The 14,122-nt window shown below is 38.2% G+C and carries 14 protein-coding genes and 1 pseudogene; 8 read left to right on the top strand and 7 right to left on the bottom strand.

The features are described 5' to 3' along the window. Positions 1-61 precede the first annotated feature (61 nt). The 3 genes from NNJ73_RS09220 to rsmA are packed head-to-tail and all read left to right on the top strand — an operon-like array spanning position 62 to position 2,846. Positions 62-1,012 carry a peptidylprolyl isomerase gene (locus NNJ73_RS09220; protein ID WP_254493804.1) on the top strand — a complete coding sequence of 317 codons (951 nt, stop codon included), beginning with the start codon at positions 62-64 and terminating at the stop codon, positions 1,010-1,012. Next, a complete protein-coding gene (gene pdxA / locus NNJ73_RS09215) occupies positions 1,012-2,025 on the top strand; it encodes a 4-hydroxythreonine-4-phosphate dehydrogenase PdxA (protein ID WP_254493803.1) in 1,014 nt (337 codons plus the stop codon). The genes NNJ73_RS09220 and pdxA overlap by 1 nt, the downstream gene beginning before the upstream one ends. Next, positions 2,016-2,846, top strand: coding sequence for a 16S rRNA (adenine(1518)-N(6)/adenine(1519)-N(6))-dimethyltransferase RsmA (gene rsmA / locus NNJ73_RS09210; RefSeq protein ID WP_254493802.1), 831 nt, complete (start codon positions 2,016-2,018; stop codon positions 2,844-2,846). The genes pdxA and rsmA overlap by 10 nt, the downstream gene beginning before the upstream one ends. A gap of 31 nt (positions 2,847-2,877) precedes the next feature. Here the strand turns inward: rsmA and gmk are convergent, their stop codons facing one another. The 7 genes and pseudogenes from gmk to NNJ73_RS09175 all read right to left on the bottom strand — a co-directional run bounded on the left by gmk (position 2,878) and on the right by NNJ73_RS09175 (position 9,281). Further along, complete coding sequence (gene gmk, locus NNJ73_RS09205; protein ID WP_254493801.1) at positions 2,878-3,543, bottom strand: guanylate kinase; 666 nt, start codon at positions 3,541-3,543, stop codon at positions 2,878-2,880. 298 nt (positions 3,544-3,841) lie between these two features. Beyond that, positions 3,842-4,951: pseudogene (gene mltG, locus NNJ73_RS09200) on the bottom strand (endolytic transglycosylase MltG). A gap of 96 nt (positions 4,952-5,047) precedes the next feature. Continuing rightward, on the bottom strand, positions 5,048-6,310 hold the full coding sequence (gene fabF / locus NNJ73_RS09195; protein ID WP_254493799.1) for a beta-ketoacyl-ACP synthase II: 1,263 nt from the start codon (positions 6,308-6,310) through the stop codon (positions 5,048-5,050). A gap of 101 nt (positions 6,311-6,411) precedes the next feature. Continuing rightward, the gene (locus NNJ73_RS09190) at positions 6,412-6,648 is read right to left on the bottom strand and encodes an acyl carrier protein (protein WP_004860281.1); all 237 of its coding nucleotides are present in this window, start codon (positions 6,646-6,648) and stop codon (positions 6,412-6,414) included. 263 nt (positions 6,649-6,911) lie between these two features. After that, positions 6,912-7,649: a 3-oxoacyl-[acyl-carrier-protein] reductase gene (gene fabG, locus NNJ73_RS09185; protein ID WP_254493798.1), complete on the bottom strand. Its 738-nt coding sequence runs from the start codon at positions 7,647-7,649 to the stop codon at positions 6,912-6,914. Positions 7,650-7,670: 21 nt separating this feature from the next. Next, entirely contained in the window at positions 7,671-8,615 is a 945-nt protein-coding gene (gene fabD / locus NNJ73_RS09180; RefSeq protein ID WP_254493797.1) for an ACP S-malonyltransferase, read from the bottom strand. A gap of 78 nt (positions 8,616-8,693) precedes the next feature. Then, positions 8,694-9,281 (bottom strand): undecaprenyl-diphosphatase, encoded by a 588-nt coding sequence (locus tag NNJ73_RS09175; protein ID WP_254493796.1) that lies wholly within the window; start codon positions 9,279-9,281, stop codon positions 8,694-8,696. 346 nt (positions 9,282-9,627) lie between these two features. Between NNJ73_RS09175 and rpsF the strand changes: the two genes are divergently transcribed. The 5 genes from rpsF (at position 9,628) to NNJ73_RS09150 (ending at position 14,121) form a co-directional block, all read left to right on the top strand. Beyond that, positions 9,628-10,035 carry a 30S ribosomal protein S6 gene (gene rpsF / locus NNJ73_RS09170; RefSeq protein WP_254493795.1) on the top strand — a complete coding sequence of 136 codons (408 nt, stop codon included), beginning with the start codon at positions 9,628-9,630 and terminating at the stop codon, positions 10,033-10,035. After that, entirely contained in the window at positions 10,035-10,283 is a 249-nt protein-coding gene (gene rpsR / locus NNJ73_RS09165) for a 30S ribosomal protein S18 (protein ID WP_254493829.1), read from the top strand. The genes rpsF and rpsR overlap by 1 nt, the downstream gene beginning before the upstream one ends. Positions 10,284-10,436: 153 nt before the next feature. After that, the gene (locus tag NNJ73_RS09160; protein WP_254493794.1) at positions 10,437-11,417 is read left to right on the top strand and encodes a hypothetical protein; all 981 of its coding nucleotides are present in this window, start codon (positions 10,437-10,439) and stop codon (positions 11,415-11,417) included. A 25-nt stretch (positions 11,418-11,442) separates the two neighbouring features. Continuing rightward, positions 11,443-12,039 (top strand): 50S ribosomal protein L9, encoded by a 597-nt coding sequence (gene rplI, locus NNJ73_RS09155; RefSeq protein WP_254493793.1) that lies wholly within the window; start codon positions 11,443-11,445, stop codon positions 12,037-12,039. Positions 12,040-12,630: 591 nt separating this feature from the next. Then, complete coding sequence (locus tag NNJ73_RS09150; protein WP_254493792.1) at positions 12,631-14,121, top strand: replicative DNA helicase; 1,491 nt, start codon at positions 12,631-12,633, stop codon at positions 14,119-14,121. Position 14,122: the final 1 nt, after the last annotated feature.

Below are 14,122 nucleotides of genomic sequence, written 5' to 3'. Positions count from 1 at the left end.
AAGAAAGCGTATAGTTTAAGTTATTGATGAGAATTAATAAACAATGCGAAAGCTTATTTACATGAATAAATTGAAAAAGCGTGCTCTTGCTTTATTGTATATTACGTCTTTGAGCGTAAGTAGCCTGCTCGTAAATGAATTTCTGATTCCGTCAGCCTTTGCGCAGACGGCTATTGTTGTTACAGTTAATGGCAATCCTATCACAAATTATGATATACAAAGGCGTGTTGCATTTCTCAGATTGCAACAAAAGCAAGGCAATTTGGTGGCACAAGCTAGAAAAGAGCTTATCGACGAAGAGCTAAAAAATATTGAAATAAAACGCCGTAATGTTGAGGTCAGCAATGATGAAGTTGATAGAGCTTTTGAGAACTTTGCAACGCAAAATAATATGACGATTGATCAGCTCAATCAGATTCTGATCCAAAATGATATTACTGTGCAACATTTCAAAAATTATATCCGGGGACAAATAGGATGGGGACGTCTTGTAAGCGCGCGCTATCAAGCTCAAACAGGTATGGTTAGCGAACAAGAAGCTGTGCGTAGAATATTAAATAATGGTGGTATTAAACCTTCAACCAATGAATATACATTGCAGCGCATTGTTTTTGTTATTCCTGCACATCGTCGTTCAGAAATTTTTGAAAGACGTCAAAGAGAAGCAAGCAATTTCCGCGCACATTTCCGTGGATGTGCAAATGCTCACAATCAAGCAAGAGGTATTTTAGACGTTACGATCCGCCACTTAGGAAAGTTTCTTGAGCCTCAACTTCCTAGTGCATGGGAGCAAGCTATTCTTGCCACACCTGCTGGAAAAATGACAAAATTGCAAGAAACCTCTGATGGGATCGAAGCAATTGCTGTTTGCAAAATAAAAAGAGTTTCTGATGATTACGTCGCTCGGCTGATATTTTCTCTTCAAGATAATAAAAAAAGAAGCCCGAAAAAACTTGAAGAATTAAGCGAAAAATATTTAGAAGAACTGCGACACGTAGCACGTATTCAATAATGACAGCTCTTGTTGTTAGTGGTGGTGATCCTGCCGGTATTGGTCCTGAAATAGCTCTAAAAGCATGGAATTTGCGTGTTACCCGTCAAATTCCGGCTTTTGTGCTTATCGCTGATCCAGATGTTATTTGTTCACGCGCTCGTTTTTTACAGATGGATGTTGAGGTTGAATCTGTTTTAAACACCGATCCTGTTAAAAATTTTCAAAACGCTCTCCCCATCATACCCTTAAGAAATAAACAAAGTGATCAATTAGTTTTTTCTTCTCCAAATAATGCCGCTGGAATCATTGAGGCTATTGAGCGCAGTGTTCAATTGATTCAAAATGGACATGCTTCTGCATTGGTTACTTGTCCTATTGCTAAAAAGAATCTTTATGATGCCGGATTTGAATTTCCAGGTCATACAGAATTTTTAGCCGATTTGGCCCATAAAGCTTTTCATAAATCTTATCATCCCGTTATGATGTTAGCTGGGCCTCAATTAAAAACAGTCCCAATAACTGTTCATATTCCATTCAAAGATGTTCCCTCACAGCTGACTCGTCATTTAATCATTCAAACGGCCTTCATTACTGAATATGACTTAAAAACACGATTTAAAATAACGTCACCTCGGCTCGCTGTCGCTGGTCTTAATCCTCACGCTGGAGAAGAAGGTGCAATGGGAAAAGAAGAGTTTGAAGTGATCGCACCTGCTCTTGAATATCTTAAAAAGAAAGGACTTAATATTATAGGTCCGCTTCCTGCCGATACAATGTTTCATGAGCGCGCAAGAAAAACATATGATGTTGCCCTTTGCATGTATCATGATCAAGCTCTTATCCCTGTTAAAACATTAGATTTTGATACCACCGTTAATGTCACCTTAGGTCTCCCTTTCATTCGTACATCTCCAGATCACGGAACTGCTTTTGACATTGCTGATAAAGGCATAGCCTCTCCTGAAAGCTTTATTGCTGCTCTCAAACTCGCTCATCAACTTGCAAAAAATAATTCGATACCATGCCAATAGATAATCTTCCTCCTCTGCGTGAGGTCATTGATATATATGGATTGCAAGCGCATAAATCTTTGGGACAAAATTTCCTTTTTGACCTTAATTTAACCTCTAAAATTGCTCGTCAAGCAGGTAATATAGAAGGAAAACCTGTTCTTGAAATTGGTCCAGGTCCTGGAGGTCTCACACGCGCCTTGTTGGCAAAAGGCGCTATTGTAACAGCAATAGAGCGTGATGAGCGCTGTATACCAGCTCTCTTAGAAATAGAAAAGCACTATCCGAACAAATTAAAAATTATCTGTAATGACGCACTGGAACAAGATTTCTCAAAACTCTTTGAAACAATCTCAGAAAAACCACGCATTATTGCCAATCTTCCTTATAACATTGGAACACAACTCTTATTAAATTGGCTATTAGTGGAGCCATGGCCTCCTTTTTATGAATCCATGACATTGATGTTTCAACGTGAAGTTGCCAAACGAATTACGGCCAAACCTCAATCTTCTCATTATGGACGCCTTAGTGTTTTAACTGGCTGGCGGACTACAGCTAAAATTGCTTTTGATGTACCTCCTCAAGCCTTCATACCTGCGCCTAAAGTAACGTCTTCCGTTGTTCATATCATTCCACGAACTCAACCTCTTGCCTGCTCTGCGCAAAAACTAAGCTTTGTTACAAAAACTGCTTTTGGACAAAGACGAAAAATGCTTCGTCAAAATCTTAAAACACTTGGAGGTGAAATGCTTTTTAAAAAAGCAGGAATTGATGAAACACGCCGCGCTGAAACACTTTCAATTTCTGAATTTATAACTTTAGCGAATTTGATAACCTAAAAAGTATAACTTTTTCAAAATAATAAAAATATTAATCAATCTTTTCAGCAATAAGTCTATCAACAAAAGAGCCGAGAAAAGCACATCTCTCGCGTTTCACTGTTTCAGCTAAATAAATCGATTTAATAAGTGATAAAGACTGATCTAAATCTTCATTAATCACAATATAATCATAAGAATGCCAATGCTTTAACTCCGTTCGTGCATTTTCCAATCGTAAATTGATGATATCTTGACTATCTTCTGCTCGACGATGTAAACGCGAAACAAGCTCTTTCATTGATGGTGGAAGAATAAAAACGGATATGGTATCTCCTGGCATCTTTTTTTGCATCTGCTTGGTGCCTTGATAATCAATATCAAATAACATATCACGACCAGAACTCAATGCATTTTCAACAGTTTCACGTAGCGTGCCATAATAATTCCCATGTACTTCTGCCCATTCAATAAATTCATCTCTATCACGTTTATATTCAAACTCTTCCTTTGAAATAAAGTGATAGTGGAATCCATCTACTTCACTGGGACGCTTTTTCCTTGTGGTCACACTGACAGAAAGCTCCAATCGTCCATCTTTTAAAAGCAACCGAGAAATTGTTGATTTACCAGCCCCTGAAGGTGAAGAGAGAATAAATAAAAAACCGCGACGTTGATTTGTTTTTAGCGTATTCAATACACTTTCAAAGGCTGTCATTACACCACTCTACTTTGTTCATAAATTTTTCCTCAAAATTTGAACGATACATTATCTTAACCTTTTTTCTAATCAATTGTTTTTTAGCAGTTCTGCATGCTATTTTGCACTTTCATTGAGAGAATTTATCAGAAATATATTACTTTTTTTCTTCAATATTTTGTATTTATACAAAAATCCTCCTTGTCACATACAAGAAAATAATTTTTTATCATTCTCATCAAAAGTTTAAATAGAAAAATCTTACTCTATTTTGGGCTCTTATTTACGATGTAAAAAGATGTGGTATCATTATAAATCAATGTCTTGCCTTTAATTCCCGCCACTTGCGAACATTCATATTATGTTCCTCTAAGGTTCTAGAAAAAACGTGTCCTCCTGAACCATCAGCAACAAAATAAAGCGCATCACTGCTTGGTGGATGTGCCACCGCCTTCAATGAATCGCGACCTGGATTTGCAATAGCGGTTGGAGGCAAACCATTAATTTTATAAGTATTATATAGTGTTTCCTTCTCAAGATCTGAACGGTAAATTGCACGACCCGATGGCTTTCCTTTTCCTCCAAAGAGACCATAAATGACCGTTGGATCCGATTGAAGACGCATGTGCTTTGCAAGGCGGTTATAAAATACCGCAGCAACCATTGGTCTCTCTGCTGCAACTCCGGTTTCTTTCTCAACAATTGAAGCCAATATGACAAACTCATCAATTGATTTAATAGGTAAATCAGGAGAACGCGTAGCCCATATCGCATGAATTAATTTTTTCTGTCCTTCGCGCAATCTGTTTATAATTTCTTGACGCGTTGTCCCCCGAATAAAGCGGACAGTATCCGTCATCAAATAACCCTCTGGAGGCAAAACTTTTGGAAGGTCCCCAATCAAAATTTCATTTGCTGCTAATCGATCGAAAACTTGCTGAACCGTTAAACCTTCTGGTACTGTAAATGTATATTCAATGGATTTTCCTTTCACAAGAATATCCATAATATCGTGCATTGAAGCATGGGCTGGAATTAAATATTCACCAGCCTTTAGGTGACTTGTGTTTTTATGATAACCAACCCCATAAACAAAAATATCTGATGATCGAATGAAACCACGTTTTTCTAGCAATGAAGCAATTTCACGAATTCCTGTTCCCGGATGGATAAGAAGAACTTGTTCTTCCTCAATTTTTCCCTTTTCTTCAAAAATACTTTTTCCAATATAAAGAGGAATACTTATGCCGAAAAGAATAAACACAATCAGCATGAGAAAAAAATGACCAAGAATAACCAAAGGATTACGGACGGTAGACGATTTCTTTTGTTTTTTATGTGTTAACATGCCACAACTATTTGCTCAATGATTCGAAGAGGAATCGTTCATGCCCTTTAATGATGTTCGATTTTTCACACTGGACATAACCCCTCAATAGCGATTAAGGACAATATTGTAACTTCTCGTACACCTTATGATAAAGGTGAAAATTCAAAAGCAGAAATTAAATAAAAATACTTATTATCCCCTAAAACGTCGCATCACCAATGATGCATTTGTCCCACCAAATCCAAAAGAATTAGAAAGAATCGTATCAATCTTTCGTTCACGTGGTTTATGCGGGACAAGATCGATTTTTGTTTCAATCGATGGATTGTCAAGATTAAGTGTCGCTGGCGCTATATTATCTCGTATAGCTAAAACACAAAAAATAGCCTCAGCAGCACCAGCTGCACCAAGTAAATGCCCGATAGAAGATTTTGTTGATGACATAGAAACTTGTGGTGCATAATGTCCTAAAACACGTTCAACAGCTGCTAGCTCTATGGAATCAGCCATTGTTGATGTCCCATGAGCGTTAATATAATCAAGTTCACTCACATTCACTTGTGCTCGCTTAAGAGCGGCCATCATACTCCGCTGAGCCCCTTCACCACTTTCTGAAGGCGCTGTAATGTGGTAAGCGTCACCCGATAAACCATAGCCGATAACTTCAGCATAAATACGCGCTCCTCGCCTTTTAGCATGTTCTAGCTCTTCTAAAACAACAATCGCCGCTCCCTCCCCCATTACAAAACCATCACGATCAGCATCATACGGACGTGAGGCCCGTTCAGGATCATCATTGCGACAAGTAGAAAGAGCTCTACAAGCAGAAAAGCCCGCAAGAGATATACGATTTATCGGAGATTCCGTTCCCCCTGCCACCATGACATCTGCATCACCAAACATAATCAAACGTGCCGCATCACCGATCGCATGAGCCCCTGTCGAACAAGCTGTCACAACCGAATGATTAGGTCCCCGTAAACCATATTGAATAGACACATAACCAGAAGCAAGATTAATCAAACGACCCGGAATAAAAAAAGGAGAAACACGGCGCGGACCTTTATCACGAAGCGTATAACCAGCTTCAACAATGCCCTCAATCCCTCCAATCCCCGAACCAATTAATACCCCTGTACAAATCTGATCTTCATCACTCTTAGGAAACCATTCAGCATCTGTAAGCGCTTGGTTAGCAGCAGCCATTGCATAAACAATAAATGCATCAACCTTCCGTTGCTCTTTAGGTTCCATATATAAATCAGCATTATAGGTCCCCTCTGTTCCATCACCTAAGGGGATACGCGCTGCAATCTGGCAGGGTAAATCGGACACATCAAATTCAGTAATACGCCGAACACCACTTCTCCCTTCAAGAAGTCGTTTCCAACTATATTCAATATTACCAGCCAGTGGAGATACCAATCCTAAACCAGTAACAACAACACGTCTCATAACTTCTAACCTTGAACTAAACTTTAGCTCTCAAAGCTCTCTTTTCAAAAAAACTCCGAAGAATACAGGCAAAAGCAATAATGCCTTTGCCCTTTAAATCATCATGCAGAAGCTTTATCAATGAACTTGACGGCATCACCAACTGTGAAAATCGTTTCAGCAGCTTCATCTGGAATTTCTACACCAAATTCTTCTTCAAAAGCCATAACGAGCTCAACCGTATCAAGGCTATCAGCCCCTAGATCATCAATAAAGCTCGCATTTTCTACGACTTTATCAGCATTAACCCCAAGATGTTCCACTATAATTTTCTTAACGCGCTCTACTGTATCACTCATGTTGAAATCCTCGAATTTATATTTTCCTAATAATTTGGTTAACTATATCGGCTCATCTAATCAAGCAATAGATGCATTCCTTTAAAAGATTTTAGCAATGATCTAAAACATCCTGTGGATATCCCCTACAAAATGAACCAATCTGACATTCCGACATCAATTGATCAACGACCATGTTAAAGAAATAAGTGCATCTTTCCATTTCAATCGTTACTATCTAAAATAATACAGCTTATAAATCAATGTGGAATACAAGAAAATACTTAAATCATTGCCATTCCACCATTAATATGCAGTGTTTGACCTGTCATGTAGGCTGCTTCATCACTCGCTAGATAAACAGCAGCTGTGGCTATTTCTTGCCCGCTCCCCATACGCTTCATTGGAATCGCAGCCATAATGGCTTCTTTTTGCTTTTCATTAAGCTTATCTGTCATGGCAGATTTAATAAATCCTGGAGCAATACAATTGACCGTAATGTTTCGTGACGCAATTTCTTGTGCCAATGCTTTAGAAAAACCTATCAAGCCTGCTTTTGCAGCACAATAATTCGTTTGTCCAGGATTTCCAACAACACCAACAACAGATGTAATATTAATAATCCTTCCATAACGACGACGCATCATAGAATGTATTAATTCACGTGTCAAAAGAGAAGCAGCTGTTAGGTTAACCTCTAAGACATCATCCCAGTCTTTATCTTGCATACGCACAAAAAGACCATCCCGAGTGATTCCCGCATTGTTAACCAAAATATCAACGCCCTCCATTTCTTTTTCTGTAACTTCAGCCAATTGTTTAATCGACTGACGTTCAGAAAGATTAGCAGGGAACACAAAAACATTCTGTCCTAATTCTGCTGCCAATTCTTTAAGCTTGTCTTCACGTGTTCCATGAAGTCCAACAATGGCTCCCCTTGCATGGAAACAACGTGCTATTGCCTCACCAATTCCTCCTGATGCCCCTGTTACAAGAGCTTTACGTCCTGTTAATCTAAACATTTTTTTAAACTCCTTCATAGATTAAACGCCAAGCATTCCTAGCGCTGATTCTATTTCATCAACTGTTCCAATTGTTATCCCCTTTATATCCTTGTTAATACGACGCGTTAAACCTGTTAATACTTTTCCAGAACCAACTTCAAAAAGCGTATCAACCCCATGAGAACTGATCCATTCTATTGTTTCACGCCACCGCACCCTGCCTGTTACTTGTTGGACAAGAAGAGTAGCAATACGTTCAGGATCACTTTCTGGTGCAACAGAAACATTGGCAATCAAAGGAATAATAGGAGCCACTTTGTTAACAGTCAAAAGTGCTTTCTTCATGGTATCCGCAGCAGACTGCATTAAAGACGAATGAAAAGGTGCAGAAACAGGAAGAAGAAGCGCACGTTTTGCACCTTTTGTTGATGCAATCTCTACCGCTGTTTCAACGGCTTTTGCTTCACCTGAAATAACAATTTGCCCACCACCATTATCATTGGCAATCTGGCATAGTCCTTCTCCAGAAACAGTTTCACAAATTTCTTCCACAACGTGCTCTTCCAAACCGATAAGTGCTGCCATAGCGCCTTCACCAACTGGAACAGCAGCCTGCATGGCATTACCACGAATGCGCAAAAGCCTTGCCGTATCTGTAAGACTGAATGTACCAGCAGCACAAAGAGCTGAATATTCGCCTAAAGAATGACCGGCAACAAACTTTACCTTTTCTTCTATACGAAGCCCTAATTGTTCCATCACACGAATGATAGCCATGGATACAGCCATTAATGCTGGTTGTGCATTAGCTGTTAACGTTAAAATATCTGCTGGTCCTTCAAAAATGATCTCTGATAATTTCTCACCCAAAGCATCATCAACTTCCTCAAAAACCATTCGCGCCGCACAAAATTGCTCTGCAAGCGCCTTCCCCATCCCCACGAGTTGACTCCCTTGCCCTGGAAAAATAAAAGATGCACCCATTCATCGACTCCTAAAATTGTGCCATTAACTTATTTTCTTTTGACCTTATTCATCCACAAAAAGTCAAGATAAAGTGCTTTATTTAGAACGAATATCTCTCTTCAAATTATATCTTAAGGGTGGAATTTGATATAAAAACTTAGGAAAATATGGAGCTATAAACTGAATAATTCCCAAACTTATGAGACTTCCTAAGATTGTACCTGCTAAAATATCAAAGGGATAATGTACCCCCACAAAGATGCGTGCCCAACAGATCAAGCATAAAAACACCATAGCAAATTTAAAAGTACCTTTGTATCGGTAAAAATAAAAGCTTGCTGTATAAGCTGCAATGGTCAAGGCATGATTACTAGGGAAAGAAGCTGTTGCACGATGTTTAATCAGCGGTGTCGTCAACCCTACAACGAATGGACGTGGATGAAAATAAATGAGAGAAATAAGATAACCTATAAAAAGAGCCGTACAAATGCTCACGCAAATGCTTAGCACAACACATCGTTCCCTTTCCCCACCACAAAACCACAGCATACAAAGATGAAGAGGTATAATGTAAATTAAAAACTTTGCACAAAAAATACTCAACAAAACTAAAATTGACCAAGACTGATGGTTGCCGACAAACATCTTAAAGAGCGTAACATCAATCTGGTTTAAAAAGTCCATTTTTCTCTCCTTTATCTGTATGTTACAGCACTATCTCTTTATAGAAGGAGGAAATATACTGAAAATATATCAAGATTTAATAAATCCATTTTTTTATGTGTATAAGCTTGCTATTTTAAAGGATAACCTGTAGATATGAAATGTTCGTTGCCGGCATTTAGCTGGAGGTTGAACGGAGGGCTGTAAAATATCAGTAGGAAATACAATGTTTCCGGCCTCCCGTGTCTCCGCTCTGAGATGTCTCAAATTGTAAACGCGTCCTTTCTTCTTTGGGGTTTTCCAAAAAGACAAGTCGCAGAGGCTTTGCGCTAAAACCGGTGAGATTTAATTGAAGAAAGGCAAAACAATGGCTCTTTATGAACATATGTTTCTTGCCCGACAGGACATTGCACCGCAGCAAGTTGATGAACTTTTGAGCCTTTACAAAGGTGTCATTGAAACGTACGGTGGAAAGGTTGGGCGTGTAGAAAATTGGGGACTTCGTCCTCTTGCTTATCGTATTCGTAAAAACCGTAAGGCTTATTATGTCTTGGTCAATATTGATGCACCCGCTGCAGCAATTGCTGAAATGGAGCGTCAGATGCGAATCAATGAAGATATTTTGCGCTATATGACCATTCGTGTAGAAAAACACGAAAAAGAAAAATCTGCGATGCTTTCACACCTTGATCGCAATACGCACCCTGGTCAGGATGAAGAGCGCTCTCGTTCCCCACGTCGTCAACGTGAGAATGCTATGGAAGAGGTAGAATGATGACTGATACGAATCAAAACTCTGCACGTCGCCCTTTTCATCGTCGTCGTAAAACATGTCCTTTTTCAGGAGCTAATGCGCCTAAAATTGATTATAAAGATATCAAATTGTTACAACGTTATATTTCTGAACGTGGAAAAATTGTTCCTTCACGTATTACGGCTGTTAGTCAGAAAAAACAGCGTGAATTAGCTAATGCTATCAAACGCGCTCGCTTTTTAGGCTTACTTCCATACGTTGTAAAATAAATGATCAAGACACTTAAGCAATTGGAGGAACTCTCCAGTTGCCTTTGATTGTATGGTTTAGAAAAATAGCTTATTGAAGCCTATGTTAAGCTATTAAATATAGAAGTTGGGGTATTGATATGCCTCTAACTGCAGAAAGCAGGACAGCAATAAATGAAAAAAAATCGCACTTATGAGATATTAACTGGCGTTTTGGCCGGATTGTTCACTGTTGTGATAGGAATGGCTATCATCAGTGTTGCCAATATCGCTCCCTCTTTTTCTCTTCTTCTTGGCTGCTTTCTTTCATTGCCAATTTTTATTGTTGCGTTCGGTCAAGGAACATTTGCCAGCTTCGTTGCCTTAATCAGTGCGACTGTTATTCTTGTCATAGCCACGGATATTTATATTGCTCTTGGGCTTATGCTATTATCTTTTCTTCCTGCTGTTTATGCCTCTTGGCTTCTCGGATTGGCACGACCAGCGCAAAAAGAAAACGCATTGATATGGTATCCATTATCATCCGTTATTTTTCATTTAACCAACTTTATTGCTCTTATAGTTACCTGCATTGGACTTTATATAAAAAATCGTCCAGACACTCCTCTCATTGCAAAAAAAATCATTGAAAACATCATACAAGCTTTACAACAAGTGCAGTCATTAAAAGAAGCTAATATACTGAATGTTAGTGAATTTTTAATGGCACATGCCGCAACTTTAGCAGCAATCGCTCTGGCAGTTTATAGTTTGATTTTTCTCATTGGTAATCTTTATTTTTCAATGATAACAGCCCAATATATGAAGTGGCTGAAAAGACCTCGAGATGATTGGAGCAAAACTCTTCGCCTTCCAATTTCTGGAATTATTATTTTCATCGCTGTTTCCATCGCCTCAATGGCTGAATTGAGTGATTCTATTAATTTAGGGACGCGCATTTTTAGCTCTGCTTATACTGTCATCATATCAATTAGTGGTCTAGCCTATCTTCATAATATTACAAAAGGAGTCAACGGTCGGGTTATTATACTTTCTTTTGTTTATATTGCTATTTTAACTGTTGTTTTTTTCCCACCTATTTCTTTCATGATGCTTTTGATGGGCATTTGGGCTGCTATTCAATATAACTTTCAATCACACAAAAAACTTCCCTAAATTTATTTGTTCGAAAGGAAAAACTATGGATATTATTCTACTTGAGCGCATTCCTCGTCTTGGTCAGATGGGTGATATTGTCTCAGTGAAAGATGGTTATGCACGTAATTTTCTTTTGCCTCAAGGTAAAGCTTTACGCGCAAATGAAGCGAATAAAAAACATTTTGAGATCCAACGCGCGCAACTTGAAGCACGTAATCTTGAACGCAAAAGCGAAGCGCAAAAAATTGCTGAAAAACTTGATGGTCAATCATTTATTGCTGTTCGTTCTGCTGGTGAAACAGGACAACTTTATGGATCTGTGTCAACGCGTGATATTGCTGAAATCATAACAAGTGAAGGATTCTCTATTGGGCGAAATCAAATTGAACTTAATCATCCAATAAAAATGATCGGTCTTCATACGATTACTCTTAGCCTCCATCCTGAAGTTCAAATTTCTGTGGTTATTAACGTTGCACGCTCTACCAGTGAAGCACAACGCCAAGCAGAAGGTGAAACGCTTACTTCTTCTGAAGAAATATATGATATTCAAGAAGAAATATTAGAAGAAAATCAGGAAGAATTGTTGGTAGAAGAAATTAATAACAACGCTATCAACAGTTCTCATCAAGAAGCTTAATTGCTCCTTTTGCTTTCTGTTTTATATCTTTTCTTCTATTTAAAAGATTGGTCATAAAATACTCATGCTTTAAAATTGAGTATTTTATGACTATCATATGTAAGGAACTAATTTTTATGAAGAATTAGAAGTATGTTATATAAGCACATTCTATATCAGAAATGATAACAGCAATAAAGAGAAATGCTTTTGTTTCTCCAGCATAAAAAATAATTTAAAGCTCTACCCTTAAGAGTGAATTTTGCATGAGCGGTAAGTTAATGATATCGTCGCGTGATCTACAGTAATTCCATTTATAAAGAAGTCATTTCACTTACACCAGTATTAGAATTTTAAGATCACATAACTTCAAAATACTTAAATTCAGAGTACCAAAACTTCCACTTAAAAATCACATATTATAAAAATAAAACATACCAAATAGATGCTATATTAATAATACACGAATGATAAATGAACCATTAGAAGAGAGTTTTTAAAAATTATATGATTTTAACTTAAAATGAAGCTTTGTAGCTCTATTCTTTTAATGTACGATTTTCAGTTTATCGCCTAAAGTCGCTAGACTTGGAGTTTTAATGGGAAAAGTTTATGGAAGAAACTAGCGTTGTTAATATCAGCTCTTCGAAAAAAGAAGATTCTCCTTCTTTTCGGCAACTTCCACATAATATTGAAGCTGAACAAGCATTACTTGGTGCCATCTTTATCAATAATGATTCTCTCGACCGCGTTTCGGATTTTCTAAAACCAGAACATTTTTTTGAACCGTTGCATCAAAAGATTTATGCTGTTTTATCTCATCTTATTAAAACAGGCAAACGTGTAGATCCGGTTACGATCAAACCCTATATCCAAATGGAAGAGAAAATTGGAGACCTTACTGTATACCAGTATGTTGTTCGCTTAGCCAAAGAGGCCATCACCATTATTAACGCTGAAGATTATGGACGCGTTATTTACGACCTTTTTATCCGTCGTTCTTTGATTAACCTTGGGACTCAAGTTGTCAATACAGCTTTTGATGCTCCTGTAGAGCTTACACCTACCCAACAAATTGAAACTGTTGAAAATCAGTTATTTGAGCTCGCAGAAAAAGGGAAATATGGAGGCGGATTTGAAAATTTTAATGAAGCTGTCAAAAAAGCACTCGATATGGCAAGTGCAGCGAAACAGCGCTCTTCACAATTATCGGGGATAGCTACCCATATTAAAACACTTGATGAAAAAATGGGGGGGTTACAAGCCTCTGACTTAATTATTCTTGCGGGACGCCCTGGTATGGGGAAAACATCTCTGGCAACCAATATTGCCTTTAATATTGCCAATGCTTATAATCAGAATGGTAATACCGAAGAAAATGAAGGCGGCATTGTAGGATTCTTCTCCCTTGAAATGTCCTCAGAGCAGCTTGCAACACGTATTATTTCTGAACAAACAGAAGTCTCTTCTTCTGATATTCGACGGGGTAATATTTCAGATGAACAATTTTCAAAAATCATTCGTGCGGTGAAGCAACTCCAAAAGGCTCCCCTTTATATTGATCAAACTGGGGGAATATCAATTACGCAACTGGCAGCTCGTGCACGACGTCTCAAGCGACAACATGGTCTGGATATTTTAATTATCGATTATATCCAACTCATGACAAGTAGCTCAAAACGTTCATCAGAAAATCGTGTTCAAGAGATTACAGAAATTACGACGGGTCTCAAGGCTTTAGCCAAAGAGTTGAATATCCCTATTATCGCTCTGTCGCAGCTTTCACGCCAAGTCGAAAACAGAACAGATAAACGTCCACAACTCTCCGATTTACGCGAATCTGGCTCAATTGAGCAAGATGCCGACATCGTTCTATTTGTCTATCGTGAAGAATATTATCTCAAAAATGAAGAACCAAAATTAGGGAGCCTTGAACATACAAAATGGCTAGAAATAATGGACAAAGCTTTTGGAAAAGCTGATGTTATTATTGCAAAACAACGTCATGGCCCGACAGGAATCGTGTCCCTTGCCTTTCAATCTGATTTCACACGCTTTAGTGATCTGGCAGATAGCAATTATCTTCCAGAACAAATCGGTTAAA

Source organism: Bartonella sp. B1099 (assembly GCF_944801835.1).
Lineage (GTDB): Bacteria > Pseudomonadota > Alphaproteobacteria > Rhizobiales > Rhizobiaceae > Bartonella.
This window is presented reverse-complemented; position numbering and strand designations above follow the sequence as displayed.

What these genes read in the sequence shown, in the direction of transcription:
- NNJ73_RS09220 (WP_254493804.1), top strand. Translation starts at nt 62, where the DNA reads ATGAATAAATTGAAAAAGCGTGCTCTTGCTTTATTGTATATTACGTCT.
- fabG (WP_254493798.1), bottom strand. Translation starts at nt 7,649, where the DNA reads ATGTTTAGATTAACAGGACGTAAAGCTCTTGTAACAGGGGCATCAGGA.
- NNJ73_RS09160 (WP_254493794.1), top strand. Translation starts at nt 10,437, where the DNA reads ATGAAAAAAAATCGCACTTATGAGATATTAACTGGCGTTTTGGCCGGA.
- NNJ73_RS09150 (WP_254493792.1), top strand. Translation starts at nt 12,631, where the DNA reads ATGGAAGAAACTAGCGTTGTTAATATCAGCTCTTCGAAAAAAGAAGAT.
- pdxA (WP_254493803.1), top strand. Translation starts at nt 1,012, where the DNA reads ATGACAGCTCTTGTTGTTAGTGGTGGTGATCCTGCCGGTATTGGTCCT.
- NNJ73_RS09190 (WP_004860281.1), bottom strand. Translation starts at nt 6,648, where the DNA reads ATGAGTGATACAGTAGAGCGCGTTAAGAAAATTATAGTGGAACATCTT.
- rplI (WP_254493793.1), top strand. Translation starts at nt 11,443, where the DNA reads ATGGATATTATTCTACTTGAGCGCATTCCTCGTCTTGGTCAGATGGGT.
- gmk (WP_254493801.1), bottom strand. Translation starts at nt 3,543, where the DNA reads ATGACAGCCTTTGAAAGTGTATTGAATACGCTAAAAACAAATCAACGT.
- rsmA (WP_254493802.1), top strand. Translation starts at nt 2,016, where the DNA reads ATGCCAATAGATAATCTTCCTCCTCTGCGTGAGGTCATTGATATATAT.
- fabD (WP_254493797.1), bottom strand. Translation starts at nt 8,615, where the DNA reads ATGGGTGCATCTTTTATTTTTCCAGGGCAAGGGAGTCAACTCGTGGGG.
- NNJ73_RS09175 (WP_254493796.1), bottom strand. Translation starts at nt 9,281, where the DNA reads ATGGACTTTTTAAACCAGATTGATGTTACGCTCTTTAAGATGTTTGTC.
- rpsF (WP_254493795.1), top strand. Translation starts at nt 9,628, where the DNA reads ATGGCTCTTTATGAACATATGTTTCTTGCCCGACAGGACATTGCACCG.
- fabF (WP_254493799.1), bottom strand. Translation starts at nt 6,310, where the DNA reads ATGAGACGTGTTGTTGTTACTGGTTTAGGATTGGTATCTCCACTGGCT.
- rpsR (WP_254493829.1), top strand. Translation starts at nt 10,035, where the DNA reads ATGACTGATACGAATCAAAACTCTGCACGTCGCCCTTTTCATCGTCGT.